The 26,839-nt window shown below is 47.4% G+C and carries 27 protein-coding genes; 19 read left to right on the forward strand and 8 right to left on the reverse strand.

Annotation, left to right across the window (positions count from 1 at the left end):
* Positions 1–26 precede the first annotated feature (26 nt).
* Positions 27–299, forward strand: coding sequence for a hypothetical protein (locus tag MHH92_RS02155; RefSeq protein ID WP_017691024.1), 273 nt, complete (start codon positions 27–29; stop codon positions 297–299).
* A gap of 226 nt (positions 300–525) precedes the next feature.
* Here MHH92_RS02155 and MHH92_RS02160 read toward each other — a convergent pair whose 3' ends face one another.
* The 4 genes from MHH92_RS02160 to MHH92_RS02175 form a co-directional block, all read right to left on the reverse strand.
* Positions 526–1,302, reverse strand: coding sequence for a YcnI family copper-binding membrane protein (locus tag MHH92_RS02160; RefSeq protein WP_076329729.1), 777 nt, complete (start codon positions 1,300–1,302; stop codon positions 526–528).
* A gap of 463 nt (positions 1,303–1,765) precedes the next feature.
* Positions 1,766–3,481: a copper resistance CopC/CopD family protein gene (locus tag MHH92_RS02165; RefSeq protein ID WP_340901684.1), complete on the reverse strand. Its 1,716-nt coding sequence runs from the start codon at positions 3,479–3,481 to the stop codon at positions 1,766–1,768.
* 208 nt (positions 3,482–3,689) lie between these two features.
* Positions 3,690–4,346, reverse strand: a complete 657-nt coding sequence (locus MHH92_RS02170) for a response regulator (protein ID WP_036616682.1) — start codon at positions 4,344–4,346, stop codon at positions 3,690–3,692.
* Between the two features lies 1 nt (position 4,347).
* Positions 4,348–5,178, reverse strand: coding sequence for a sensor histidine kinase (locus MHH92_RS02175; RefSeq protein ID WP_340901685.1), 831 nt, complete (start codon positions 5,176–5,178; stop codon positions 4,348–4,350).
* 305 nt (positions 5,179–5,483) lie between these two features.
* On the opposite strand from MHH92_RS02175, the gene MHH92_RS02180 reads away from it, so the two are divergent.
* Complete coding sequence (locus MHH92_RS02180) at positions 5,484–5,651, forward strand: hypothetical protein (RefSeq protein WP_017691019.1); 168 nt, start codon at positions 5,484–5,486, stop codon at positions 5,649–5,651.
* 133 nt (positions 5,652–5,784) lie between these two features.
* On the opposite strand, the gene MHH92_RS02185 is transcribed toward MHH92_RS02180, so the two are convergent.
* From MHH92_RS02185 to MHH92_RS02195, 3 genes are all read right to left on the reverse strand, one after another.
* Positions 5,785–7,617 (reverse strand): bifunctional diguanylate cyclase/phosphohydrolase, encoded by a 1,833-nt coding sequence (locus MHH92_RS02185; RefSeq protein WP_047840385.1) that lies wholly within the window; start codon positions 7,615–7,617, stop codon positions 5,785–5,787.
* A gap of 310 nt (positions 7,618–7,927) precedes the next feature.
* The gene (locus MHH92_RS02190; protein ID WP_036616686.1) at positions 7,928–8,518 is read right to left on the reverse strand and encodes a DUF5317 domain-containing protein; all 591 of its coding nucleotides are present in this window, start codon (positions 8,516–8,518) and stop codon (positions 7,928–7,930) included.
* Between the two features lie 242 nt (positions 8,519–8,760).
* Entirely contained in the window at positions 8,761–10,182 is a 1,422-nt protein-coding gene (locus MHH92_RS02195) for a hypothetical protein (protein WP_340901686.1), read from the reverse strand.
* Between the two features lie 276 nt (positions 10,183–10,458).
* Here MHH92_RS02195 and MHH92_RS02200 point away from each other — a divergent pair, with 276 nt between their 5' ends.
* The 7 genes from MHH92_RS02200 (at position 10,459) to MHH92_RS02230 (ending at position 17,369) form a co-directional block, all read left to right on the forward strand.
* Positions 10,459–11,490 (forward strand): BMP family lipoprotein, encoded by a 1,032-nt coding sequence (locus MHH92_RS02200; protein ID WP_017691014.1) that lies wholly within the window; start codon positions 10,459–10,461, stop codon positions 11,488–11,490.
* Positions 11,491–11,604: 114 nt separating this feature from the next.
* A complete protein-coding gene (locus MHH92_RS02205) occupies positions 11,605–13,104 on the forward strand; it encodes an ABC transporter ATP-binding protein (RefSeq protein ID WP_340901687.1) in 1,500 nt (499 codons plus the stop codon).
* The gene (locus MHH92_RS02210) at positions 13,101–14,168 is read left to right on the forward strand and encodes an ABC transporter permease (protein ID WP_100528174.1); all 1,068 of its coding nucleotides are present in this window, start codon (positions 13,101–13,103) and stop codon (positions 14,166–14,168) included. The genes MHH92_RS02205 and MHH92_RS02210 overlap by 4 nt, the downstream gene beginning before the upstream one ends.
* Entirely contained in the window at positions 14,152–15,075 is a 924-nt protein-coding gene (locus MHH92_RS02215) for an ABC transporter permease (protein WP_017691011.1), read from the forward strand. The genes MHH92_RS02210 and MHH92_RS02215 overlap by 17 nt, the downstream gene beginning before the upstream one ends.
* A gap of 46 nt (positions 15,076–15,121) precedes the next feature.
* On the forward strand, positions 15,122–15,793 hold the full coding sequence (locus MHH92_RS02220) for a sulfite oxidase-like oxidoreductase (protein ID WP_340901688.1): 672 nt from the start codon (positions 15,122–15,124) through the stop codon (positions 15,791–15,793).
* 1 nt (position 15,794) lies between these two features.
* Entirely contained in the window at positions 15,795–16,553 is a 759-nt protein-coding gene (locus MHH92_RS02225; RefSeq protein WP_076319541.1) for a nucleoside phosphorylase, read from the forward strand.
* 204 nt (positions 16,554–16,757) lie between these two features.
* Positions 16,758–17,369 (forward strand): hypothetical protein, encoded by a 612-nt coding sequence (locus tag MHH92_RS02230; RefSeq protein ID WP_339196663.1) that lies wholly within the window; start codon positions 16,758–16,760, stop codon positions 17,367–17,369.
* A gap of 65 nt (positions 17,370–17,434) precedes the next feature.
* On the opposite strand, the gene MHH92_RS02235 is transcribed toward MHH92_RS02230, so the two are convergent.
* Entirely contained in the window at positions 17,435–17,620 is a 186-nt protein-coding gene (locus MHH92_RS02235) for an Arc family DNA-binding protein (protein ID WP_338707617.1), read from the reverse strand.
* Positions 17,621–17,756: 136 nt separating this feature from the next.
* Here MHH92_RS02235 and MHH92_RS02240 point away from each other — a divergent pair, with 136 nt between their 5' ends.
* From MHH92_RS02240 to nfsA, 10 genes are all read left to right on the forward strand, one after another.
* Positions 17,757–18,044: a hypothetical protein gene (locus MHH92_RS02240; RefSeq protein ID WP_101314873.1), complete on the forward strand. Its 288-nt coding sequence runs from the start codon at positions 17,757–17,759 to the stop codon at positions 18,042–18,044.
* 102 nt (positions 18,045–18,146) lie between these two features.
* The gene (locus MHH92_RS02245; RefSeq protein ID WP_017691007.1) at positions 18,147–18,332 is read left to right on the forward strand and encodes a hypothetical protein; all 186 of its coding nucleotides are present in this window, start codon (positions 18,147–18,149) and stop codon (positions 18,330–18,332) included.
* A 123-nt stretch (positions 18,333–18,455) separates the two neighbouring features.
* Complete coding sequence (locus tag MHH92_RS02250; RefSeq protein ID WP_340901689.1) at positions 18,456–18,944, forward strand: GNAT family N-acetyltransferase; 489 nt, start codon at positions 18,456–18,458, stop codon at positions 18,942–18,944.
* 56 nt (positions 18,945–19,000) lie between these two features.
* Entirely contained in the window at positions 19,001–20,068 is a 1,068-nt protein-coding gene (locus MHH92_RS02255; RefSeq protein WP_340901690.1) for a phosphotransferase, read from the forward strand.
* A 184-nt stretch (positions 20,069–20,252) separates the two neighbouring features.
* Positions 20,253–20,651: a metal-sensitive transcriptional regulator gene (locus MHH92_RS02260; RefSeq protein ID WP_340907612.1), complete on the forward strand. Its 399-nt coding sequence runs from the start codon at positions 20,253–20,255 to the stop codon at positions 20,649–20,651.
* Between the two features lie 59 nt (positions 20,652–20,710).
* Positions 20,711–20,911, forward strand: coding sequence for a copper ion binding protein (locus MHH92_RS02265; protein WP_215074663.1), 201 nt, complete (start codon positions 20,711–20,713; stop codon positions 20,909–20,911).
* A 216-nt stretch (positions 20,912–21,127) separates the two neighbouring features.
* Entirely contained in the window at positions 21,128–23,617 is a 2,490-nt protein-coding gene (locus MHH92_RS02270; protein WP_445744695.1) for a heavy metal translocating P-type ATPase, read from the forward strand.
* Positions 23,618–23,969: 352 nt separating this feature from the next.
* Positions 23,970–25,130 (forward strand): YhgE/Pip domain-containing protein, encoded by a 1,161-nt coding sequence (locus MHH92_RS02275; RefSeq protein ID WP_340901691.1) that lies wholly within the window; start codon positions 23,970–23,972, stop codon positions 25,128–25,130.
* Between the two features lie 155 nt (positions 25,131–25,285).
* Entirely contained in the window at positions 25,286–25,885 is a 600-nt protein-coding gene (locus tag MHH92_RS02280; RefSeq protein WP_340901692.1) for a TetR family transcriptional regulator, read from the forward strand.
* Positions 25,878–26,621 (forward strand): oxygen-insensitive NADPH nitroreductase, encoded by a 744-nt coding sequence (nfsA, locus tag MHH92_RS02285; protein ID WP_340901694.1) that lies wholly within the window; start codon positions 25,878–25,880, stop codon positions 26,619–26,621. The genes MHH92_RS02280 and nfsA overlap by 8 nt, the downstream gene beginning before the upstream one ends.
* The last annotated feature ends 218 nt before the right edge of the window (positions 26,622–26,839 follow it).

Genomic DNA, 26,839 nt, shown 5'->3' on the forward strand with positions numbered 1-26,839 from the left:
CACGTACATGGGGGAGGGGAACGCAAGTGGGTGGACAATTACTGGTGGAATTAAATGATCTTCGAATTGCGGAAAAAGAACTGACACAGCTGCTTGCTCGTCTGCAAGCCGATGAACAGGAAGCGAGGGCGCTATACAGTCGCCTGAACGATTGGAAAGGCCAGTCCGCAGATCATACAAGACAGCAGATTGAAGAGTTTTTTGCGGGCCTGTCCAGACGTATTCAATCCATTGAACAGCAGAAGAAAAGCTTGCTGCAATATATTGAGATCATGATCCAGACGGATCAGGAACGCTAAAGAGTGGTAAGGCTGATGCCATATTGCGGATGGCAATCAGCGTGGATAAGAGTGTGACCGTGGAGCGGCATGATTAGTTCTAAACCACGGATTGTAAAGAACATGGGTAGCCAATCAAAATGATGATAGCTAAAAAGCCTACGGCACACCGGGTTTGATCCCGTATGCCATAGGCTTTTTGTTATCTGAATTTTTCTCAGGTTTTCGTAAAACTGTAAGTTAGTTCTTAACGTTTTTTGCGACGTGTAGCCAACGCAATCCCCAAGAAGGACAAGATCAGGGCCAGAATGGATACGATCAATGTTGCTTGTTGAAGCTTCAGCGTACCCGGGTCTGTATCCGTGTTGTTTGGTTCACCTGTAACGGTGTCATTGAGTGCATCGCCCAGCGTGGTGTCATCGTTTGCTTTGCTATCGTCGGTAGCTGCATTATCTCCAGTGGCGCCTTCTGTACCTGCACTATCATGTCCATCGTTGGCATGACCTCCACCTGCCGCAGCATTACCAGCAGCAGCCGGATCTTCGCTAATCGTTGTGATACTGTGCGGGTTGGCATCACTTGGTTGGCCTGTCCATTCTACGATGCTGCCATCACTGTAGTATTGGAATGCATCCCAAGCTACTTCAGCTTCCGCCTTAGGGTTCTGTGCAACGAAGTTGAACTGCTGGAATTGTCCTGCTAGAATGCCTTCATTATCGCCGTCAATCTCCCACGTAATTGATGTTACTTCATTGGAATCGTTCTTCTCTGTGGTGATTTTCCAGCCTGCCAGTGGTTGATATTGCTTGAATGCAACACCTTCCGGAACTTTCATGGTGATTTTGGTTGTAGGCAGTTCTTTCTCGGATGGAATCTTAATGGTGTACGTCTGCCATGCACTTGTCTGTGCAACGGATGGGCTAACGGTAACGTGAGCGCTCGCGAATCCGGCGAATAACATGAATGCTGCGGTACCTGTTGCGATAGTGGATGTTAGTTTGGAAATCCATGATGTTTTCTTCAAAATAAATAACCCCTCTCAGTTCTTATCATATATGATGCGGCCCATTTTCTTAAATGAGTGTCTACGTTCTGCAAAGGCGCCGTTTCGGTTACGAATGGTCTTTCGATCACCGTTATTCTCGGATTTTTTAGGCAACTATATAAATTTAACTAAATACGGTTTACACATACACTCCGATGACAGAATAACCTTCCAATCGCTGTTATCCCCAGATTTTTTGATTCCCTTTTCTCAAAGGGAAAAATCCGGTGATAAAGGCGAACGCTACGCTTTTTCAGGTTTTTTCTGCCCTCTCCGTTTCAGTGTAAATAATAGTTCAATTTAAATAGTAATAAGTTGAAATCCGGGAATAAAGGCGAGTGCTTCGCTTCTCCAGAATCAATTTCGTTCCCTTCACTACATTTGCAGTTTGTAGAAACACTCATTTTAGATTGGGTCACTTTTCAATTTGATCTTTGTGTAACTATGGCTTGGTGGTGTTGATCTCAAATTCGGCATCCAGTGCATCCAACGTCTTGGTCAGGAGATGTACCTTGATATTCCAACGTCCAGGCATGGAGATGTAATCTTCAGCCTTGTACACACCGGTGTCGTTTTTCGGAATGGTAATCTCATAGATCCCCATATCCATGTCCAGATGTGTGAGTGACAGTGTGATCTGTTCCAGATCGTTAACGATACTTCCATCTGCCCGTTTCACATCAACTTCGAATTGGTTCTCTCCCGTTATATTGGGACTCACCTGAAGTGTGATCGCCGAGCCGTCTTCTGTAGTCTTTGTCTCCTGATACGGTCCGACCGCAGCGGGTTGTCCTGGAGACAGGTGTGTCAGTACGGCAGCCAGAGCGAGAATGACAGCACCGGTGGCAAGTTCGGCTTTCAGGCTGCCGGATAATCTGCTTCCCGCTGCTGCTCTTGCCAATCTGGCATGACGCCAGGCGAAGACAAGCATTACAATAAGCAGGACGATCTTGCCGATCAGGACAAGGCCATAAGCTGTAGTGAACAAGGAAGTCAGCACAGGTGCTGGTAGAATAATCAGACTGCTGTATATCCCTGTAGCAACCAGAGCGGCTACGGCGCCAATCCCCCAGGCGGTAAATCTGCGAATAGCAACCCAGTAGACTTCTCCTCGCACCTTCGATGGCAGCTTATCCGCCAGTGGAGGCAGACATATCGCCATGGCGGTTAGTGCACCAATCCAGAAAGCGGCACCAATCAGATGCACGAAGTCCATGGCAATCGCGAGCGCACGTTGATCCGCCGCAGCCGGATGTCCCGTCATGGCATGCGTGAACAGCCATCCAAGCACGAGCACAAGTGAGCCATAGGAAGACCAGATGCGAGCACGGATGGATCGATCGCGATCATATCCGGAGAGAATCGTGACGGCCAGCAGCATTACAATGAGTATTTGTAACATCCAGATCTGACCAAAGGATGTCAGCTTGAGCGCACTTCCGATCAGTGCCCAGCTTAGTTCGTTCAGAGCCACACCAGATTCATATAACGTATTCAGTGGCAGGCTGATCAGAGCGGCAAAGGAAGCAGCAGCGTAGCTGATCCATAACAATCTGTAGCTACCCGGAACGTCCATAGGTTCTCTTGTCATGGATGTCGGTGCGATTCGCAGCAGCAAGAATGCAAGTGTCCCCAGAATGACAGACAATCCGAGATACTGAATCCAGTCTGTCAGGGATACAATCCATTTCAGCGGCCCGCCTGTTGAACCGGAACCGGATGTAAGATCACTCAGTCCGGCAGGAGAACCGGATGGTTCACCGATATGGAAAACATACGCCCCTTGAATTGGATGTCCATCGGCAGATACAGCTTTCCAGTTAACGGCATAAGTCCCGTTCCCGAGTCCAGCCTGCAGGCCAGTCTCCAGAATATGAGGGCGATCCACATCGATCTTTACATTTCCATCGTCTGCCTGATTGCCGTCAGGTCCGGTAATTTTGATATCATAAAAGGCCGTCTGCAAGGATTCGTTGAACTCCAGCGTCAGCCGCTCCGGAGCAGCTACGAGGATCTCATTTTCTCCTGGCGAAGCCTTAACAATATAAGCATGGGCAGATGCCCACTGTGGCATAACAAGGCAACATACGAGCAACAGACAGGTGACCAATGCCCAGTGCCGTTTGCCCCATTTCAGGGTAAAGCGTGTAAAAATCAAAAAATCATCACCCTCAGGTTATAGATTTGTAGTCATTCATGGTCCTTTAAACACAATCTAACCCATTATAACTTTGTCCAAAATGACTGCGTATGACTACATTGGGCTATAAAAAAACGATTTGGTCTACATAATTGTGACAAAAGCATGAATGCTATGTCATTTCTCACCTATGTCGGACGCATCATTGACTCCGAATTAACAATGTTTATTTGCGAAGTTTACGTCCTGCAAGCCCGCTCTCTAGTGCGTAGCGGGTGAGTTGTACCCGGTTTTCAAGCTGGAGCTTCTGCAAAATGTTTTTGAGATGATTCTTCACCGTCTGGTCTGAAATACCGAGTTGATCGGCAATCTCCCGATTGGTATATCCCGCGGATACCCATTGCAGAATCTCAAGTTCCCGCGCCGTTAGCGGGTTATCTTGCACATCTTCACTGCGTGGTGCGGGAAACTCCTGCAAAATCCGATAGGCCAGTTCCTTACTGAGCGGTGCGTCATCACTGACGATGGCGCGCAGGTATTCAAGCCAGGTGGAAGGCGTTAGATTTTTGAGCAAATAGCCTTGAGCGCCTTGTTTCAATGCTTCGAACAGAAACGTCACATCATCCGATACCGTGACCATAACAACAATAACATAAGGGAATCGCAGCTTGATCTGACGGGTGGCTTCCAGCCCATCCATGCCCGGCATCTGCACGTCCATCAGGATCAGGTCGGGCATCCATTGTCCGGTGAGCTCCAGCGCTTCCTGTCCATTCGAAGCTGTACCAATCACTTCAAACAGGCTGTCCTCGGATAAAATGCTACAGATCGCTTCACGCGCATGCGCATGATCATCAACAACCAATACACGTACATGTTCCATATTAAGCATGCTCCTTTCCTATCGTCATTCGTGTATGCCCCGGTCTTGAATCGAGGGTGAAAGACCAACCCATCTCGGCAGCACGCTCCTTCGTAATTCGCAGTCCGTACCGATCCTTCAGATGAAGAGGATCTCCACTTAGTCCATTCCCATTATCCTGAATATAAATGAACCAGGCAATTGGGTTACCTTCCGCATGAACCTGAACGCGGGTAGCCTGCGCATGTTTGCGTACATTCAGTAGTCCCTCCCGGATACAGGCGAGCAGTTCCACTTGTTCCTTGGCAGAGAATGTTACACCCCTGAGGTCCCAATGAATCTGTGCACTAGGTACCGTTTCCTTGACGAGCACTTCGACCTGCGCATGCAGTGAAATAATTTCTGATGTTACCGTAGAGGAAGGAACAAAACGCAACTGGGCAATAGCTTGCCTTACATATGTATTGACTTCATGCACGGTTTTTTGAATCTCCTGGATCTCATGCTCATGTCCGCTTCCTGCTAGACTACGGCCTGCTTTATCGGTTTTCACGGAGAGCAGAAAAAGGGACTGAGATATGCCGTCGTGAAGTTCTCTTGCCAATTGGTCACGAGCTTCCAGCGCTGCTTTTGCTGCACGTTCCTGCTCCAGAGCAGCCCTGGCACCTTCAAGCATGTGGAACAATCGGCTGAGCAGTGTCACGCTGACGAGGTAAACGATGACGGGTGTTAACCAGTTTCCAGCATCCATCGAAAGGTACGGCATCAGAAACTGATGGCGAATGTATTCCCAGATGCCAACCGTGAATGTAGGGATCAGCAGAATCATCCATTTAATTTGTTTATAGGACATGAATGCAGAACTCCTTTGATCTAGGATTAGCTTAATTAGGTACTTTATTTATACAGGGATGGGATCATTATAACGCAAGCTTGTCCAAGACCCTAGTCTGTGTCTTTGGAGAAAGCTGGGGAGGATCAGGGAGTATTTAGAAGGATATCTAAGAACGACAAGGGGGGAAATGTTGTCACGCTAGGTGAGGGTTGGTGTGTCCAGCTGAGGAAGGCTGAGTCCGTTTTCCCTATCGGAGAAGGTCCTCTATACTTAATATAGAACGTGAATTCATTACAAAACATGTTAAGGAGTGACGCAACAACATGAGTCAAGAAGTATTGGAACGTCGCAGTGAATTGCTCAAAAAGAACATTCATCAGATGCTTGTTCAAGACAATCAGCACGGTATCAGTCGCCAAGACAACATGTTTTTGCAGCAGATGATTAAAGAGCTGCATCAGACCTCACATGAGCTGAATACCAAATCTTAATGTAGAATCTGCACGAGAATGAAGTTGTCTGGTGTACGATTCATTCCATGAAAATGAAAATGGCGCTATCTCCGATCAGACCGGGGATAGCGCTTTTACTTTTTCTGGGCTTATAGAAGCAGTTCTGTTTATTTTACTGCAACTGTTGCTGAGCGGTTCTTTTCTCAATATATTGAATGAACAACTCGGCAAGCTCCGGATCAAACTGTGAACCCGAACATGAGCGCAGCTCCCGAATCGCTTCTTCCATGTTCTTGGTTTCCTGATACGGCCGCTCTGTCGTCATGGCATCAAAGGAGTCAATCACGGTCAGCATCCGGCAGAGCCGGGGAATCTCGTTACCCTTCAGGCCGTAAGGATAGCCTTTGCCATCATAACGTTCGTGGTGAAGTTCAATATACGGAATCAGATCGGCGAAGCGATCGTTCGTGATCACCATTTTTTTGCCCCAGGTGACATGTCCTTTGATCGTTTCCCATTCTTCTGCGGTGAGCTTGTCCTTTTTGTTCAGAATAGACCAAGGAATCTCCAGTTTTCCGATGTCATGAATCAGTGCTCCCAGCACGAAGCGACGTTTTTCCGCATTATCCAGTGCGAGCAATTCACTGATATCCAGTGCATATTTGTAGACCCGTTTGGAATGTTTAAACGTATCCATATCTTTGTATCTGAACAGATTGAGCTGCTGCTCGATGTCACGAACGTCCTGTACCAGATCAATCTCGTGTTCCATGCCATCATTGCTGCCGTGGCGGTGCACGTTGTTCTTGCCCTGTTTCTTCGCATAATATAGTGCTTTATCCGCCTGATCCACAAGCTGGGATTTGTTATACATATCCACCTGATAGGGTGCGACGCCAGCAGAGAAGGAGAGACAACCGTGTGGAAACACTTCAACGCCTTCAAACGGCGTGTCGTTCAGTTGTTTACGCAGCTTGTTCATGAACCTGTAGGATTCGTCCAACTCCATGCCTGGCATGAGCAAAGTGAACTCTTCTCCTCCATAACGAAAGGCGGTAACAGGTGTGCCTTCCGTCTTTCGCATTAGAAAATCCCCCAGCAGGGCTAGCAGACTGTCACCTTGAAGGTGGCCAAACCGATCGTTATACTTTTTGAAATCATCGATATCAATAAGTCCCAGACAGAGCGGGGTTCCCTGCGTTCGAGCGTTAGTCAGTTCGCTTTCTAACATGCTTTCGAAATAGCTATGGTTGAACAGACCCGTACGTTGATCCGTGTTGGCCTTTTCCTCAATCGTCTGATACATCACGAACAACTGCCTGAATGCATGGGAGAGCAGAATGCTAAGACTTAGATACAACAACAGGCCAAGTACGCCATTGTGCACAACCAGAATTGTCAGGACCAGCGCCAGAATCAGCGTACACAGATAAACCAGCAGGGATTCGGTAACGAATGCCCGCTTCATCTGCTGTAATGCATCCTTTGTTGAGAAATGAAAGAATAAGCCAAGTGTGATTGTGTTGATGATGAAGTAGGCTGCGAGCGCTGCAAAATAAGGAATCAGGTTATAGCCGTCCAGAGTTCCCGATTGCCCGCCAGTCCACTCAAACACGGCAGCTGCTCCCGTAATCATGAGACTGTAGATGCTGAAATTAACAATGTGTTTCCACCAGGTTAGCTTGCGCTCTTTGATTAACAGGATGATGGAGACAGGAAGCAGTACGGATAAACTGAAAGCTCCGCCAAACATGAATATACAGGCAAGGTATACCGATGAATCCATGGATTGCTGATTGCCTTTGGGTGGAATCTGGAACGTGAAATAATCCAGAATTAACGCCGCACCCAGCATGGTGTAGACCATAACCCAATCCGCCGTGGTTAGATGAAGGTAAGACCACTTGTTCATGTATAGAAAAACACCGATCCCGGTACAACTAAGCAAAATAACATACATACTGCTTCGATCTGCCTTATGGATAAGGTTACGAATAAAGTTCATAAAAAATCTCCTGCTTGAGTTTAGTCTAATCTTGATGTGTATATAGTTGGTGTTCTTCTATAGGGATATACTATATAGATGTATAACATACCAAGTTGCCTGCCAAAAATCCAGACAGAAAAAACAGGCCGCTGGCAGCCTGTTTGTCTTGTTGGGTGGTATGGATACTAGCCGCCCAGCTTGTATCCCGAAGTTAACGCTACAACGACAGAAGCCACGATGATTGCGTTGATGACAATGCGGGAATATTTCACACCTTCAAATTTTTTCATGGAGAAGACCTCCCTTCCTTGGAGTCTACCTGTTTTCTTCAAGCCTGATGAGTTTTAGCAGGTTGCACAGCCTTTTTGTCCCGATTCACCATCATGTATTGAATAAAAAGGAATATACCAATATTCATGACCACATCACCGATGCTGATGACCTGAGTCCGTGGGTAAGGGCTGGAGAGTGGGATGATATCACCGAGAAAAGGCAGATTTGTAGATGCATCCATCATAAAATGCTTTGATACGGCGCCGCCTTCCCGGAGCATGTCTACATAGTAGGGTCCCAGTACAGCGGAGGCTTCCACAGAAACAGGCATGCGCCCACCGTTTACAGCCATAACGGCAAAATTGAGAAATACCCCAATCCAGATGAGCATGAAACCGGTATGGTGTCTGTTGAGCCACAGGAAAGCGAGCCCTGTAATGTAGACGGCAGCAAAGAGATATCCATTAATGGATGCCACCCATTCGAATCGTTCCTGGAGATAGAAAATAAAGAACTGGATTAGCAGCAATACAGGGAAAATCCAGCCACTTCGCAGCTTGAGTGCTGCAAACTGGTTGAGCCCATGCCGCAACCCGCCCCGAAAAAATCCAACGATCAAGCCTAGTAGAATACCGTCATATACCATGGAGTAACTCCTGTTCGTGCGGAGATATGCAATATGATTGCGTGTTTGTGTACATATAGGATTCGACCTTATATTGGTAATTCCTGCATGAGAAAAATGATTTTGTAGAAGAAATTTGCAAAATGCTGAACAAAAAACCGCCTTTACGAATCTAGGGGTCGAAACCCCTGTAAAATTCGGTAAGGACGGCTGCTTATGGTGCCAAAATACGAGCTTTAATTCGGTTGAAGACGGAATTTATTTTATTCAGATCCACCGTTCAGATAGTTGAAGAAAGGCTGGTCCACCCAGAAGTCATACGTCGTAATGTCCGCATCAGGTGCCAGTTTCAGGAAACCTTCCCGAATGGATTTGGCATTTTCTTTCAGAGAGAAGGACTGAGCATAGTAATTGCCAAGCGCGATCTTATTATTGGAAATGACAGGGTAGTTCGCCAATGCGGTTGGTGAATAATACAGCGGTTGCCACCAGGAGCTGAGAATCAGTGGAGATGTACTGTCACTATTCTTTTTGGCATATTTCAGCACAATGTCGTTGAAGCGGACTTTATCTGACACATTGTTGAACTCGAACTGAATATCATATTCCTTCGCAGAAGCAATATAGTTACCGTTATCGATCTGTGTCACTTTATAATCAGGCGTTTCCTTCGGCTCGCCCCATTCCTTCAAATAAATGAAGGCAGATGTCTTGGGTTGGAATTGCACATCAGCATCAATACCTTCGCTACGCAGCAAACCAACCAACTGTACAGCATGTTGAATATTATCGTGGCCGTAGGTAAGTGTCAGTTCATCGATAAAGTTGGAATCAAATCGGCTATCCTTCAGATTGTAACCTGTTACGAGATCATCTCGCAGGGCCTGATCCACAATTTTTCTCAGCTCAGGTGATTCGATCAGATCCGCTGTGCGATATGCAGCATACAGTTTGGAATAGATGTCCGCATCGCCGGAACGCCCAATCTCATGTTTGTATTTCCCTTGACTGACCAATACGCGTCCAAGCAAAGTATCAGCGAAATCTTTACTTGCTACGCCACCCTTAAGGAGAGCGGGGTATAGGCTTTCAGGAATCAGGCCTGTATCGATCGCCGCAGCCAGTTCCTGTGCGGCTTGTCCCTGAACACGGTTCGGGCTAATGCCAACTTTGGCAAGCGCTTTGGCTGTTTTCTCTGCAGGATAAGTATAAGCCAGTTCCTTGAATCCGGCTGCTTTCACCGCGATGAAGACCGCTGCATAAGTGCTCAGTTGATCCTTAGCACGTACTTCTGTACCCGTAAGAACCCCATTATTGTATAAGGATACGGCAGCATCATATGAAGAATCACCAGAAGACAGATCGGTAAAGACAGGAGCTTTGGCTTCACTGTCACTTGCTTGAGTTGCTTCCGTGATGGCTGCAATGGCTTGAATGAAATCACCTTTGGTAATCTGTTGCGGCAATTGAATGTTGTATTTCGCTTGCAAGAATTGAGCAAAATCCGCTGCGCTTTCCGTATAGGCAACTGGCGCCTGAGCTACCGGTCCTTTGACACTTTGTGAGGTGGCGGGTTTAGCCGGAGTTGCAGATGCTGCAGAAGCGGAAGCGGGCAAGCTAAGGCTGCCGAGTGTTACCGGAGCGGCGAGTAGGGCCGCCAACGTGATCTGGGTGATTTTTTTCAAATGAATAGCCTCCTTAAAATGGGTTGGAAAATAATCAGCTTTGGGTTATAATTCTGACAATTCCTATCAGAATAGAATAATTGGATTGACTTTAGCACGGAGACGCGCTGGATGTCAACGAAAAAAAGCTTGATACAGAACGGTTTCCAAAGCTTGGTAGAAAGCGAATTGTCAATTATATTCTATTTGAGTGTATACGCTCAAAGATTTATTGACAAGGATCGACAGTATCCGCTAGGATAAGAAAAAAGAATGTTGAAAAGGGGTATTTTCAAAATGAAAAGAGGTTTATCGTTCGTCTTATCGATCATCATGTTGGCTATTTTGTTGGCAGCTTGTGGGAATTCGGCTTCCAAAGACGAACAATCCGCCCAAGGCAGTGATTCGGAGAAATCTCTTCGGATGGCCCTCGTACTTCCCGAAAAAATAGGGGTTAACCCTTTCTTTGTACAGATGGATGAAGGTTTCAAAAAAGCAGGCGAAGAATTCAAAGTAGATACCAAGACGATTGAATCGACAGACCCGGCAGCATTTGAACAAAATCTGCGTGCTGCGGTTGCCGAGAATTATGATCTGATTATTACAGCAACTTTCCAGGCAGAAGATGCATTGAAGAAAGTTGCAGCAGAGAATCCGGACAAGTCCTTTGCGATTGTAGATACAACCGTTGATCTTCCAAACGTTCGTAGCGTTGGTTTCCGTGAATATGAAGGGGCGTACCTGCTCGGTGCAGCTGCTGGATTGTCCACCAAAACAGACAAAGTCGGCATGATCGCAGCAATGGATGTACCATTGATCAAGAAATATACGGAAGGTTTCAAAGCTGGATTGGAATCCGTGAATCCGGATGCAGAATTCCTCGTGAACTATGTAGGTGGATTTAACGACCCAGCCAAAGCAAAAGAATTGGCGTTGGTACAATTCGGCAAAGGCGCTGACTTCATCGCTGGCGCATCCGCTGTAGGTGATCTTGGTGTGTTCGAAGCAGCAAAAGAAAAAGGCTTCTATACTTCCGGTCAGGATACGGACCGTACTGTTGAAGACCCGGAACATATCGTATTGTCTCAATTGAAGTCAACCGATACGGTTGCTTATGAGACTGTGAAAGATTTTGTAGAAGGAAACTTCAAAGCAGGTGCAGTAAACTACGGTTTGAAAGAAGACGGTGTAGGCCTGACTTACGTTACACGTGACAGCGAATCTCCATTGAATGCTTTTGTCGGACAAGAAGTGATCGACAAGGTTAAAGCAATCAAGGATGATATCGTATCCGGCAAAATCGTAGTCAAAGATCCATTGCAACAATAGTTTCGAATGTTCTTTTCAATGAATGAGTGATGGAAATGATCAGCCGGCTGCCCGATCAGGCAGCCGGTTTTGCTGCTATTAAATGACCGAGACCGAGGGGAGCGAACGCAAGATATGCTGTTGGAGATGGAGCAGATTACGAAGAAATACGGCGGCTTCACCGCTAACCGGGACATCCGTTTTAATTTGCGTGAGGGAGAGATTCATGCCCTTGTCGGTGAGAACGGGGCTGGTAAAACAACCTTGATGCGTATGCTGTACGGTATGGAACAGCCCACGTCAGGCACAATCAAAGTCCGCGGACGTGAGGTGAGCTTTGCCACGCCGTCCCAGGCGATGGCAAGTGGCATCGGTATGGTGCATCAGCATTTCATGCTGTTCCCTTCCTTTACGGTGGCGGAGAACATCGTGATTGGACGTGAACCGGCTAAGGCAGGCGCATTTGATCGCAAAAAGGCAGCAGCCCAGGTAAATGAGTTGGGCAGACAATATGGCATGCCAGTTGACCCATGGAAAAAAGTGTCCGAGTGCCCGCTTGGCATGCAGCAGCGTGTTGAAATTCTCAAGGTGCTGCATCAGGGCGCAGACATCATTATATTGGACGAACCTTCAGCGGTACTGACACCGCTTGAAGTGAAGGAACTGCTGGCGAATATGAAATCTCTCGCCAAGTTGGGCAAAACCTTTGTACTGATCACGCACAAGCTGCAAGAAGTCATGGATGTAGCCGATCGGATCACGGTGCTTCGGGATGGTCAGGTGACAGGCACGTTGGAAGCCAAAGATACACATGTGGAGGAATTGTCTCGTCTGATGGTTGGTCGTGAACTTGTGCGTATGGACAAGCAGGCATCGGTTCCAGCGGAAGCCGTGCTTCAGGTGGAAGGGGTTAATCTGTCCGGAGCGAAGGATCGTTCGGCGCTCAAGGACATCCACATGGAGGTACGAAAAGGTGAGGTCGTGGGTATAGCAGGCATCTCGGGTAACGGCCAGTCGGAACTGATTCAAGTGATTGCGGGACTGCGTAAGGCGGATAGTGGTCGCGTTATACTCTCCGGGCAGGATACAACCAACTGGCCGGTACGGCGCATTCGGGAGCATGGACTTGCTCATATCCCGGAAGATCGTTACATGTGGGGAGCGGCCAAGGATGCGAGTGTTCGCGAGAACGGGCTGATGGGACACCATCATCGCTTGCAGTCACGCGGTATTATCAAAGCCAAAGCAGCAAGAACAATGGTAGAGAGTTGGATCCAACAGTTCAGCATCAAGACGGGTTCTGCGGAGACCAAGGCACAGTTTCTGTCTGGAGGAAACTTGCAGAAGCTGATTGCTGCCCGTGAATTTGCACAGGATACACCGTTTCTAATTGCAGCCGAACCAACACGTGGTGTGGATATCGGTGCTATGGAGACGATTCATGCCGAATTGCTGCGCAAACGCAGTGAGGGCGCTGGCATTCTGCTCATTTCATCGGAGTTGTCGGAGATATTGCAATTATCTGATCGGATTATTGTCATGTATGAAGGCGAAATTGCCGGAGAACTGAGAGCAGAGGAAGCAACTGAGGAACAGATCAGCTTGTTAATGGCAGGAGGGAAAGAGCGGATATGAATCGGGTAAAAGAAACACTTCGCGGACTCGTGCAGCCGCTGCTTGCCGTATTCATCGGTCTGATTGCAGGGGCTGTGGCGATTCTGATCGTTGGCGGTAATGTGGTGGATACGTATGCGGAGATGTGGAAAGGGGCCTTCGGCAACTTCTACTTCTTCACGAATACGTTGGCTCGTTCCACACCAATCATCTTGGCGGGGCTTGGCGTAGCATTGGCATTCCGTGCTGGATTCTTCAATATGGGAGCCGAAGGCCAGATGATTCTTGGCGGGCTTAGTGCCGCGCTCACGGCGCTCTATCTGCCAGGACCAGGCTGGTTTGTGTGTATTGCTGCGATTGTGGCAGGTATTCTTGCCGGGGGAATCTGGTCCCTGTTTGCAGGCTGGCTGGATGCACGTTTCGGTATGAACTTGTTGATCACAACTCTACTACTTAACTATATTGCCATTTATTTCGGGGGTTACATGGTCTCCTATCCATTTAAGGACCGCACAGGATCTGCAGCGATGGCACAGACTCCGATGATTGACCAGAGTATCTGGTTGCCGAAGTTGTTCCAGGGCATGGGACTGCATGCTGGCTTCATTATTGCCATTGTAGCGGCCATTCTGATCTACTGGTTCACGCATAAAACGGTGACTGGTTACGAGATCCGCATGCTCGGCAGCAACCCGTCCTTTGCAACCTACGGTGGTGTTCGCCGCATTCGCATGATGATGCTGTCCATGGTCATCAGTGGTGGACTTGCTGGACTCGCGGGTGCGGGGGAAGTGCTCGGTACACAGTACCGTTTCCTTGATGGCTCATTGTCATCGGCAAGTTACGCATGGAGCGGCATTATGGCAACGTTGCTTGCCCGCTCGCATCCACTCGGTACAGCTGTGGCAGCTATTTTGCTGGCTGCGTTACAGACAGGTGCCATGGGTATGGAACGGAACACGGATGTACCGCTGGAAGTTGGTAGTGTCATCCAAGCTGTATTGACGTTATTTGTATCAGCTCAGATCGGTTATTCATTCCTGAAGCGGAGAAAGGAGAAAAAGTCCAATGCAACAACTGTTTGATGCAGCCATGTTTGGCTCAACCTTGCGGATTATGACTCCAATCCTGCTTGCAGCGCTCGGTGGGGCTTTATGTTCTCGTGTCGGTCTGTTTAACGTGGGTCTTGAAGGACTAGTTTTGATCGGTGCATTCTCCGCTATTGTCGGCAATTATCTGTTTGGCAATGTACTGCTTGCTGTACTCTTTTCCATTATTATTGTGATGTTATTCTCAGCGCTCTTTGCCTTTATAAGCATTAATCTGAAGGCCAACGCCATCGTGGTCGGGATATCGCTCAACTTCCTGGCTGCGGGGGTGACGACCTTTGCATTGCGTGCGATTTTTGATGTAAAAGGTGCATACTACGACAAAGACATGGTGGGACTTCCCAAGTGGGATATTCCGCTGATTAAGGACATTCCGTGGGTCGGCGATGTAATATCGGGACATAGTCCTCTGGTTTACCTCGGTATTGTGCTCGTGATTGCACTACAATTTTATCTGTTCAAAAGTGTGTCCGGCTTCCGTCTGCGCTCGGTCGGTGAAAACCCGATTGCAGCACAGAGCATCGGGATCAAGGTACGCGGCATCCAGTATGGTGCCGTTCTGATGTGCGGCGTGTTGTGTGCTCTGGCTGGAGCACAGTTGTCACTCGGTCAGGTAACGATGTTTACCGAAGGCATGACTGCTGGTCGTGGTTTTATCGCGCTGGTAGCAACGATGCTGGGGCAAGCGAATCCGCTTGGCGTGATGGGCTCCAGTGTGCTGTTTGGCTTCATGGAAGCATTGAGTATTCGTCTGCAAGGATTCTCCTTGCCAACCCATTTCACGTTGATGCTGCCGTATATTGTAACGCTGGTCGCGATGTTCTTTTTCAAAGACCGTACCTATGCACAGGATGCACTGAAAGCGGGCGGAAGCTCGCGTTAATTCCTGAATGTCTATCTAGAGACAGTAAAAGAAGGGGGAATTCCACTTGCATAACAAGGCTGAACGTTTGAAAAAAAGTAAAACCCCGGCAACCAAAACAGGTAACGATCACGGAGATCGACTGCCGCCAGGACAGATGCTGACGGAGAAATTCCCGATTCTGCATGAAGGGGAAGTGCCGGAATATGACCTGTCCACTTGGGACTTGAAGGTATTCGGCGAAGTGGAGGAAGAGAAGGTGTTCTCCTTAGCTGAGTTGCAGGCGATGCCTCAGGTGAACACGGTGAGTGATATTCACTGTGTTACCCGTTGGTCGAAATTCGATACACCGTGGGAAGGTATACGCTTCTCCGATTTTGTGAAACTTCTGGGGGTTAAGCCAGAGGCAAAATACGTCATGATCCATGCAGATCATGATTATGAGACAAATGTACCGCTCGAAGAGTTGATGCATGATGATGTACTGCTTGCATTCAAATATAACGGTGAGCCACTAACACCCAAGCATGGTTTTCCACTGCGTATGGTTGTGCCACAACTTTACTTCTGGAAGAGTGCCAAGTGGATACGTGGTCTGGAGTTTATGACCGAAGACCGGAACGGATTCTGGGAAGTGAATGGCTTCCACCATTTTGCCGATCCGTTCAAGGAACAACGCTTCTCCGGTGAAGATCTGCCGATTCCGGAAGACGAGTGGACGAAGAAGGAGTTTGATTGATATGTTGATGCCTATTTTGCAGATTCATTCGGAAGACATGCCGGCATACGCCATCGTCTGCGGTGATCCGGCACGTGCGGAGAAGATTTCCCGTAAGCTAGAGCAGGCGAGAGAACTGGCGTTCAGTCGGGAGTATCGTACATTTGTTGGATTGTATGAAGGGGTACAGATCGCTGTGGTCAGCCATGGTGTAGGTTCACCTGGAGCGGCTGTCTGTTTCGAGGAATTGATTCGCGCGGGTGTAACAACTCTGATTCGTGTAGGTACAGCGGGATCGTATACAGCTGATTATCCGGCAGGCAGTGTGATTGTGAGTACAGCCGCTGTTCGTACAGACGGGTTGACTCGCCAACTTGTACCGGATGGTTTCCCTGCGGTAGCGGACATTGGGGTGACGCAAGCACTGATCGAAGCTGCTCGTGAGCAAGAAAGCGCGGATGCTGCAACCTTTGCAGGCAAAGTGGGCGTTGGTATTACCGTAACGCTGGATGCGTTCTTTGCAGGCGTGGAAGAGATTCCACACCGCAAGTATAAGCAGGCTGGAGCACTTGCGGCCGAGATGGAAATTGCGGCGCTCTACATCGTCAGCACCTTGCGTGGCGCTCGCGCCGGAGCCATTGTCGCGATCGATGGATTCGCGGACAGTGATCTGGCAGCCGAGTATGATCCGCATACGGATGCAGTTGGACAAGCGGTGGAGCGCGAGATTAATGCAGCGCTACGCGCACTAGCCGCGCTTGCTCGCCAAGATCAGGTATAGGTTGGTTAAGGCAATACATTTTTGCTCATTGTTACAAGCAAAACAGTAGATGATGTCCATTTGAGGTGGACAATATAAAAAGGGCGTCCCGTAAGGTCATGAATATGACCCAAGGGGCGTCCTTTCCTTTTTAAGAGGGGGATGCAGGTACAGTAGCGAATTGTATTTGCATGGCATGTCATTAAATTAGGAGAGTGATTAAATATGGGCTGGAGTGAATTACGTGAAATTCCTAATGAATACAGCGATGAGGTACAGCGGATTGATGAACAACTTCTGAAACTGGTTGCAGCCAGAAAGGACATAACCGGAGCAGTCCAATACCAACCCCCTCAAAATACCATCGATGAATGGGTGAGCTTACTGGATATGAAGGAGGAAGATATCCGATATGTTCTCCGTAGCGTGCAACCGATGCCGCAAAGACACTACTTTCCAAGTGAACCTCTTCAATTGACGAGTGTGGTGCCGATTATGAAAAAAATGATTAAAGATTCGTGTGAGTATATGATCACGCATTCGATGCAATATGAAGGTGAAAGCCTCGTTTATGTGGAGATTCAATATAAGGGAAATGAGGCTGAGCGTATACAAATGGTTCCACATTTGGCTCTGGAAATATTCAGCGAACAGAGATATATCACCATGAGACATGGCAGTCGTGGAGGAGGTGGGGAGACGCAAATTAGTTTCCGAGTGGTTCCTGCCCTTCCTTCTTCTCTGGAAAACGTTCGATTCTCCTTGATTCCCTCAATACCAGAGATGGAATACAAAGTAGAGGAAATCATTTTGGATAAACAGGTTGATTTCGATTAACGGGGAACAGGATATATCATGAAAAATGACGTATGGATGATGCGCATGTACTAAGGGCGCAAAATCTATACGTCATTATTTGTATCTGGGGAAATAACACCTTGTTCTTTCTCAAATTCTTCAATATGTTGTTCAATAAGATACTCAATCTGCATTGCGATAGATCGTTTGTTTTTGTCCGCAATCACTTTAATTTTCTCAAAATTCTTTTCTCGCAGCCTAAGTGTAAAGACTCTTTTATCTGTAGCCATGAAATAAAATCTCCTCAAAAAGTAATGTTCATATTGTATCATTACAAAATAATTCAATATACAATCATATTGACATCTAAGTGATGTCACTCTAATATTTATATTCATAGTGACGTCACTTTTTTTGGAGGGGAACATGGAGGACTTCGAAGAAATATTTAACCAGTTCAAAGCTCTTCGTATGGAGAGTATCGGAAATCTTGTGATTTATAATTCAAAAGAATATAAAAGATTGAGTCAAGAAAGTGATCGTTTGTTTATGGAGCTATGTGAATATGTTAAGCCAGAGGGGATGGCTTTATTTTTGGACTATTGTAATGTAATAACCCTTCTTCAGGGTACAGCAGAGTCAGTAATGTACGAGCAAGGGTTTAGAGATGGATTTAGCTTAATAAAGTTAATGTTTAATTCAAATAACACATAACTTGGGGGACGGCCTGATCCTCGAAGAGAATGATAATGCAGAAAGTGGGCACGTTATATAAAGGAACATCAACATGAATACGAAAAAAGGGAGGATTCTACGATGACACAGAACAATCAACCTCAGGACGAGGCGGAAATTCGCAACAAGCTGGATGAAGACGGGGATTCCTTGATGGAGAAAAAGAAGATTTTGAGCGGAGTAGACATTGAGCCGCAGGCGGACGAATGGGCAGCGAAGCCATCACCTGTTGCTTTTAATGAAGGAAATGCTTCTTCGAAAAAATAAACAACATGAGCATCATGTGGGCTTGATGGAATGAAGATAAATTTAGCGAAGCAGGTACCCTTATGGTATCTGCTTTTTGGTTGTATAATAATGTAAAATTCAGTAGACGAAAGAGTGATTGGGATGAGTACAGGTACGATTAACATCCGAAAGGCAGAAATGAGGGACTACTCTGGCGTGTCATTGTTGATGGATGAGCTGCACCAGATGCATGTCGAGACGCGGCCGGATCTATACAGAGCGTTAGAGACCAGAATGGAGAAAAAGGAGTTCATCGAACTGCTGGAAACGGACAAGCGTTACCTATATGTTGCCGAGTCTTCCGAAACGGGCTTGATTCTGGGTTACGGGAGCGCGCAGTTAAGTGTAATTCAGGATAACCCATTGATGGTGGATCGCAAGATGTTGTACATCCATGAACTTGTAGTGGATAACAAACATCGGGGCCAAGGAACAGGCAAACAGTTACTAGAAGCATTCATCGAGCTAGGGAGAGAGCTTCAGGCAGATAGCGTGGAATTGTCCGTTTCAACGTTTAACTCTGGGGCACAGACTTTCTATGAACAGATGGGTCTTGTTGTCCGTAGCAGCAGGATGGAGTATACCTTGTAAGGCACAACCAGTGGTGTGAAAGGAGCATTGGTATGGAGGGGAGGGGCGCGAAGGATATGGGAAGTATTAATGAAAAAGAACAAATTAGCGAGAATAGTATTCTGCAATCTTCTGAGGATGTGGAATATCTTGTTCACAGTGTGCAGAAACTGTTGGAAGAGCCAGACGCAGTAATACAATCTTGGGAAGTTGAACCCATAAATCCGGGACGTCTTAATTTTACCACATCAGGTATTTACCTAATCCGGGGAACGGCTACCGTAGTTGGAGCATTACTGTCATGGTCACTTATCTTGAAATGTATTAAACCGGACTCAGCAGAGAAGGAAGATGTTACATACCATAATTATTGGAAAAGAGAAGCTGAGATATTCTCATCAGGAATACTTGATCATTTGCCGGGACGTATCATAGCTCCGCGTTGTTTCGCTGTACAGCACAGATCGGACCACACCATTGGGTTGTGGATGGAAGATGTGTCTCGTCATTCAAAGTGTGATCATGTCTGGCCTCTGGATGATTGGGGATGGATTGCGGAACGCCTTGGTGAGTTTCACGGAGCCTATCTGACGGGAGCCCCATTACCTCAACAAGAATGGATCTGCCCGAGTTGGCTCAAATCATGGGTTAGGGGTTGTCGTCAGTATGCTCCTGCAATCCAAAAGCAAGCCCATTCAATCTGGCAGTGGTTCAACCAATATAGCGAGCAGATGGACAAGGTTTTAAATACACTGGACCAATTACCACGAGTATTGTCACATCAGGATTTGGGGCAAGGCAATATATTTATGCCAACAGAACGTCTGGAAGATAGCGTACTTACTCTTATTGATTGGCAATTCATGAGTATTTCTGGTGTTGGTGAAGAATTAGGAAAGCTATTTGGGGTTAACGCAAGTTTGGGTCATATTGCAGCAGAGGACATATTGACAGCTAAAGAAGAAATGTTCGATCGCTACATGCATGGACTTCGGACAGCGGGGTGGATGGGCGATGAAAGACTTGCAAGGTATGGCTACTGCGCCGCCTTTGCAGCTCGAAGTATGTGGGAAGTCCCTGAGTGGTTGAAATGGGTGGAACAGTCCCAGACTGCTTCAGATATTAATGATGAGTTTAATCGGTAAATGAGTGTCCGTAGTCAGATCATTACTCTTCAGATAGAGATGTCATTCGAGGCAGATGAACTATCTCATGCTCTATTTAATTAGGGAGCAATCATCCATTTTTATCAAAATATCAGAATACTCTTGAATACCCCCATGGGGTATGTTACTCTTAGAAAAGAACGAAAGAAAAGGGGTGTTCATGATGGATCATCAGAGCCATCCCGAGGAACCTTTGCAATCCTCCAAGTCCGATTCAACGGAAGCTTTGGCTACAGTCAAAGAAGCAGTATCCTGTCATGCCGAGGGCAGTGATGGGAAGCATGTGCGCAAGAGTCACCATTCGCAGGAGATGAAGAGTAATCTGGTTTCTCGTTTGAACCGTGTGGAAGGTCAGATTCGCGGGATCAAGGGATTGATCGAGAAGGATACGTACTGTGATGATGTGCTGACGCAGATTGCGGCGGCTCAGTCTGCTCTTAATTCAGTAGGCAAACTTTTACTTGAAGGTCATATGAAGAGCTGTATCGTTGAGCGTATTCAGGCTGGTGAACATGAGGTTGTGGATGAACTGCTGGTTACGATGCGGAAGTTAATGAAGTAAGTTATATCAATTCACCTATTTAATTTATCATTTTAATATACCCCAAGGAGGAATTTAGAATGTCTAATGTTACATTGAACGTTACTGGAATGTCTTGCAATCACTGTGTGAAGTCGGTTGAAGAAGCTGTGAAGAATGCCGGGGCGAGTGGTAAGGTTGATCTGGCAGCGGGAACGGTAGCGGTGGAATATGATGAGCAGACGGTGAACGTGGATCAGATCAAAGCTGCCATTGAAGATCAGGGATACGATGTAGTCTAAAGGGATCACAGGCTTAAACCGAACATGCTCATGGGCGAAAAAGAGGTCAGAGTACCTTTTCCCAAGAGTCAGGTTTAAGCCTAATTTTCTGTTTGATATATACCCCTTGGGGGTATAATTGGTGCAACATACAAAAATTGAATCGACATGAAAGGAGCTGACATGATGGATAACTCAACGAATAAACCAATGGATAGATCATCCGAACCAACCCCAATGCCACCTATGGCAGACGCACCAGGACTAAAGACAACACTGCACATCACGGGGATGACCTGTGCTGCATGTTCGACACGAGTGGAGAAGGGATTGTCCCGCATGGAAGGCGTGCAGCAGGCCAATGTGAATCTTGCCATTGAACAGGCGACCGTATCTTATGATCCAAAGACAACCAACGTGAATGCGTTGCGAGATAAGGTGGAAGCATTGGGCTACGGTACGGTGTCAGAATCGGTTGATCTGAACATCACAGGTATGACGTGTGCTGCTTGTTCTGCCCGGATTGAAAAAGGTCTTTCCCGACTACCGGGGGTATCTCAGGCGAATGTGAATCTGGCGCTGGAAACAGGGCATATCGAATATGCCGCTGGTGCATTGAAACCTTCGGATATTACCGCCAAGATCAAGCAGATGGGCTACGGTGCTGAACTACAATTGACGCAAGAAGAGACCACATCGGTTCGTGAACGTGAGCTGCAACGCAAAAAGTGGAAATGGATGATATCTGCGTTGTTATCGATTCCTTTGCTGTGGGCAATGGTGGGACATTTCTCGTTCACATCCGGAATCTATGTCCCAGATCTGTTCATGAACCCTTGGTTCCAGCTGATTCTGGCAACGCCAGTACAGTTCGTGATTGGATGGCAGTTCTATGTGGGGGCGTACAAAGCCCTACGTAACCGCAGTGCCAATATGGACGTCCTCGTCGCACTGGGTACCAGCGCAGCGTTTTTCTATAGTCTGTATCTGACGTTATCCAGTGGGTACTTACCTTCTACAACCATGGATCATGGGGCAATGGGAACGAGCACAGCCGCCGCCATGCCTTCGGTAGAACTCTATTATGAGACAAGTGCAATTCTGATTACGTTAATTTTGCTTGGAAAATGGTTCGAAGCTGTGGCGAAAGGTCGCTCTTCACAGGCGATTAAAAGCCTGATTGAACTGGCTCCACGTGAAGCCCGTGTCATCCGGGATGGACAGGAGTTGATGGTTCCTGCCGCATATGTCGCGGTGGGTGACTTGGTTCTGGTGAAGCCGGGTGATAGCATCCCGGTGGATGGTATCGTTGAAGAAGGGCAATCCTCAGTAGATGAATCCATGCTTAGTGGAGAGAGCCTTCCCGTGGATAAAAAACCAGGAGATCCCGTTACAGGTGCTACGCTGAACAAAAACGGGGTATTACGGCTACGTGCGACCCGAGTGGGCTCTGACACGGCTTTGTCCCAGATTATCAAAGTTGTTGAGCAAGCTCAGGGCTCCAAAGCACCGATCCAGCGGATTGCAGACGTCATATCAGGAATATTTGTTCCGATTGTCGTTGGTATTGCCGCGTTGACATTCTTGATCTGGTATCTGTTTGCAAGTCCGGGTGACTTCGCTGGTTCCCTTGAAAAAGCGATTGCCGTGCTCGTCATTGCTTGTCCATGTGCACTAGGGCTGGCAACGCCGACTTCTGTCATGGCTGGATCAGGACGTGCCGCTGAATATGGCATTCTGTTCAAGGGCGGCGAACATCTGGAGTCGGCACAACAGATTCAGACCGTGGTGCTCGACAAAACAGGTACAGTAACCCAAGGTAAACCGGTGCTTACGGATGTTGTCACGGCTCCGAATTGGACGGAATCTGATCTGCTTGAGCGAGTGGGAGCGGCCGAACAGAGTTCAGAGCATCCACTGGCAGAGGCGATTGTTGCTGGTATCCGTGCCAAGGGTCTGGAGTTAACCCCAACAGAGAAGTTCGAGAACATACCGGGATACGGCGTGCGAGCTTCAGCAAAAGGGCAGGAAATTCTGGTCGGCACGCGTCGTTTGCTTGCAGATGCACAGGTGAATGTCTCTGAGGAAACCGTTCAGCAGATGAACCGTCTGGAGGAACAAGGACGTACAGCGATGCTGGTAGCGGTGGATGGTCAGTGGGCAGGGATCGTGGCTGTGGCTGACACCATCAAGGATACTTCCCGTGAAGCCATTGGTCGTCTTCAGGCGATGGGGATCGATGTCATCATGATCACGGGAGACAATGAGCGGACTGCTCGCGCTGTAGCAGAACAAGCAGGGATCGGTAAAGTTCTGGCTGAGGTGCTGCCGGAAGGCAAGGCTGCGGAAGTGAAGAAACTTCAGGAGAGTGGTCTGAAAGTTGCCATGGTAGGTGATGGCATTAATGATGCTCCGGCACTTGCTACTGCTGATATTGGGATGGCCATCGGAACAGGAACGGATGTAGCGATGGAAGCGGCAGATATTACGTTGATGCGTGGTGATCTGAACAGCATTGCAGATGCGATTGAGATGAGCCGGCGCACAATGGGTAACATCAAACAAAACTTGTTCTGGGCGCTCGGATATAACGTTATTGGTATTCCTATTGCGGCAGTTGGCTTCTTGGCTCCATGGCTGGCAGGGGCGGCAATGGCGTTCAGCTCCGTATCGGTTGTACTGAATTCCCTACGTCTGCAACGCATGAAGCTGAAGAGAAATGACTGACCGAACTTTGTTTGGAGATATATTCAACACCTCATTGTAAATGAAGTAAGGATGAATAAATGTGCGGTTCGCTGCGGCGGACCGTGTTTTTTGTTGAGAAAAATACAGTTGAGTCGCCAGAAAGTAAGCCTGAATCGGTGGTATTAGATATTCTTTTCTACGGAGAAAGGAAAGCATAATGCACTTTTGTGAAAATGGATCAATTGTATTCATGAATAAAGCTTAAGTTTTCTGAATATTTCAAAAATGAGTTGACAATATGGACATATTCACATAAAATTTAAACGATCGTTTGATTCAAACAACTGTTTAAATCAAATTAGAACTATTTGAGTAATGGAGGACACCTTTTATGTTACAGGCTTTACGTACATTGTTTAAAAAACCGCCAGTGATTGTAGGGATCGTAACAGCACTTATGTTCCAAGTGATCTTTAGCGTGATCTGGATGACCGCATATTCTGGAGTAAATGACCGTGCGAAAGAATTGACGGTTGCGATTGTGAACGAGGACGGAGAAATGTCCAAAGGAATCGCGGATTCGCTCGCAGGAACACTGCCTTTCCATACCGTATTCATTCTAAGCGCGGCTGAAGCGTTGGACCAGCTGAATCATCACCAAGTACACATGGTGCTGGATATCCCGGCTGGGTTTAACGAATTGCTTCAGACGGCTGGCTCAACCGCCGAGATTAAATACACCATTAATGAAGCGAACCCGGTTACGATCAAAAGCATGATGCAAGGTGTATCACAAAGTGTGACAAACACGATTAACAAACAAGCTACAGCACAAGGAGTACAGACGGTGTTAACCGCTTCAGGTGCGCCTGCCGATCAGGCTGCTGAAGCCGCTACAAACCTGGCTACCCGAGTGGAAGGAACAACAACGTCCATCAACCCGGTTAACGGGATGAATAATCAGATGGTGCCAATGATGATGGTACTGGCTTCCTATGTAGGTGCCATGATCATGGGGATGAACCTCCAGACAGCCATGGGTATGCTGTCATCTACCTATTCCCGCTTGACTTTGTTTGGCGCGAGAGTAGTCATTAACGTGGGTTCTGCATTGGTTGTTTCCTTGCTGGGATCATCACTGATCGTGGCACTGGGAGGACAGATTGCACAAGGATTTGTTGCATTCTGGTTGTTCCAGGCGCTCTTCCTGTGCACGTTCATGTTCTTCTCCCAGTTCTTCCTGATCTGCTTCGGACCAGCAGGAAGTCTGTTCAACATCATCTCACTGTCCTTGCAACTGGTATCCTCCGGCGCAATGGTACCGCGTGAATTACTGAACAGCTTCTATAGCGGCATTGGGCAGTACCTGCCTGCAACATACGCCGTTCAGGGTATTCTGAGCGTACAGTTGGGAGGCCCAGGAGTTCAGTCTGCTGCGGGCTCTATCGTGATTGTACTGTTGGTTGCCGTTGCGTTGTCACTGGTCGTGACGTTGTTGAAAAAACAACGTATGCCAGCTATGGCTCCAAGCCCTGCTCAAGCAAACAACTAATACAGCAGATGTATACCATTGCTTTATAGGATAGGACAAGCACCCCGATGATTTTCATCGGGGTGCTTGGTGTAATATAATAGACAGATGATTCGCTGGCTGCAGTCCTTGAGCTGGAGCGAATGAGATGAACGGACAAGAGGGAGCGGGACGGAATGACTGAACCGGAGTTGGATATCAAAACGAGGATATTGCTTGCAGCCAAGAAGCTTTTTGCACAGCAGGGGTATGACGGGACGAGTGTTCGTCAAATATGTGATGAGGCAGGTGCCAATGTGTCGCTGGTGTCTTATCATTTTGGCGGCAAAGAAAAGGTGTTCGAAGCGTTATTTGAGCATTTTTTCCCTGGGCATATGATGAACTCGCTGGCGGAAGAGTCGATGTCCTCGCCTGTGGAAGGTATCCGACGAATTATTGGTGAAGTTGTGAAGTTCACGATGACGGATCGGGAGATGAGCGATATTGTGCAGCTTGAAATTACACTGCGGACACATCGTACAGCTACCGTATTTCGTTTTCTAGACCCTGTATGGACCCGAGTGAGGGAACTGCTGCAAGAAGGAAAAGACCAGGGATTGTTCCAGGTCGAGTCCGTATCTTATGCGATGCTTCAGGTTATGGGTGTGGCTTTGGCGCACAAACGGGCCAAGAATTCACGATTTGGCTTTGATTATCAGGATATGAATACAAACGAGCTTGCTGAGCAGACAATTGAGTTCGTACTTCGAGGATTGGGAGTGAACCACCATGAATGAAACCATTGATTTGATGATGAAACACCGCTCTGTACGCAAATTCAAGCCAGACCCGGTAAGTGATGAGCAGCTTGCAGCCATTGTATCTGCAGGACAGATGGCTTCCTCTTCAAGTAGTGTGCAAGCATATACCGTAATTGCTGTGACTGACTTAGAGCAAAAAGCCAAGCTGGCTGAATTGGCAGGCAACCAGGCCTATGTCAATGAATGTCCGGTGTTTCTCGTATGGTGTGCTGATCTGTATCGGCTGAGTGATGCCGCGAAACGTCATCTTCCTGAGAAGGAATCGTATGCCGATTCAACCGAGAATTTCATGGTAGCCACGATTGATGCTGCTCTGGCTTCCCAGAATGCCGCTCTTGCAGCAGAGTCGCTTGGTTTCGGAATTGTATATATCGGCGGGCTTCGTACCCGGATTGAGGAAGTAGCCGAGTTATTGGGATTACCGGAAGGGGTATATCCGGTGTATGGCATGTGTATTGGTGTTGCAGATCAGGAAACGGGAATTCGCCCGCGTCTGCCACTGGATGCAGTTCTGCATCGTAATCGTTATAATACCGAGCAGAGCATCAAAGGTGTTGAGCAGTATGATGAGACAACGACGGCGTACATGAAAGAACGGACTAACGGTGAACGAACAACTCCATGGTCCGAACTGATGGCGAAGCGCTTGACTGAGCCGACAAGGTTGCAAGTGAGACCGTTCCTGGAAGGCAAAGGATTCTTGAAGCGTTAAGTTGAACTGAAGGTAGTTACACTTGCCACTCCGATGACAGAACAACCTTCCGATCGCTGTTATCCCCAGATTTTTTGATCCAATTTTTGTGAAGGTGAAAATCTAGTGATAGCGTATGCTTCCGAAGCAGCTTTCTTTCAGAAAGCTTTTAGGCGAACGCGTTGCTTCCTCAGGTTATTTCTGTCCTCTACGTTCTTGTGTAAATGGTTAGTTCAACT

Origin of the sequence: Paenibacillus sp. FSL M7-1414, assembly GCF_038003195.1 — a bacterium.
Classification (GTDB): domain Bacteria; phylum Bacillota; class Bacilli; order Paenibacillales; family Paenibacillaceae; genus Paenibacillus; species Paenibacillus amylolyticus.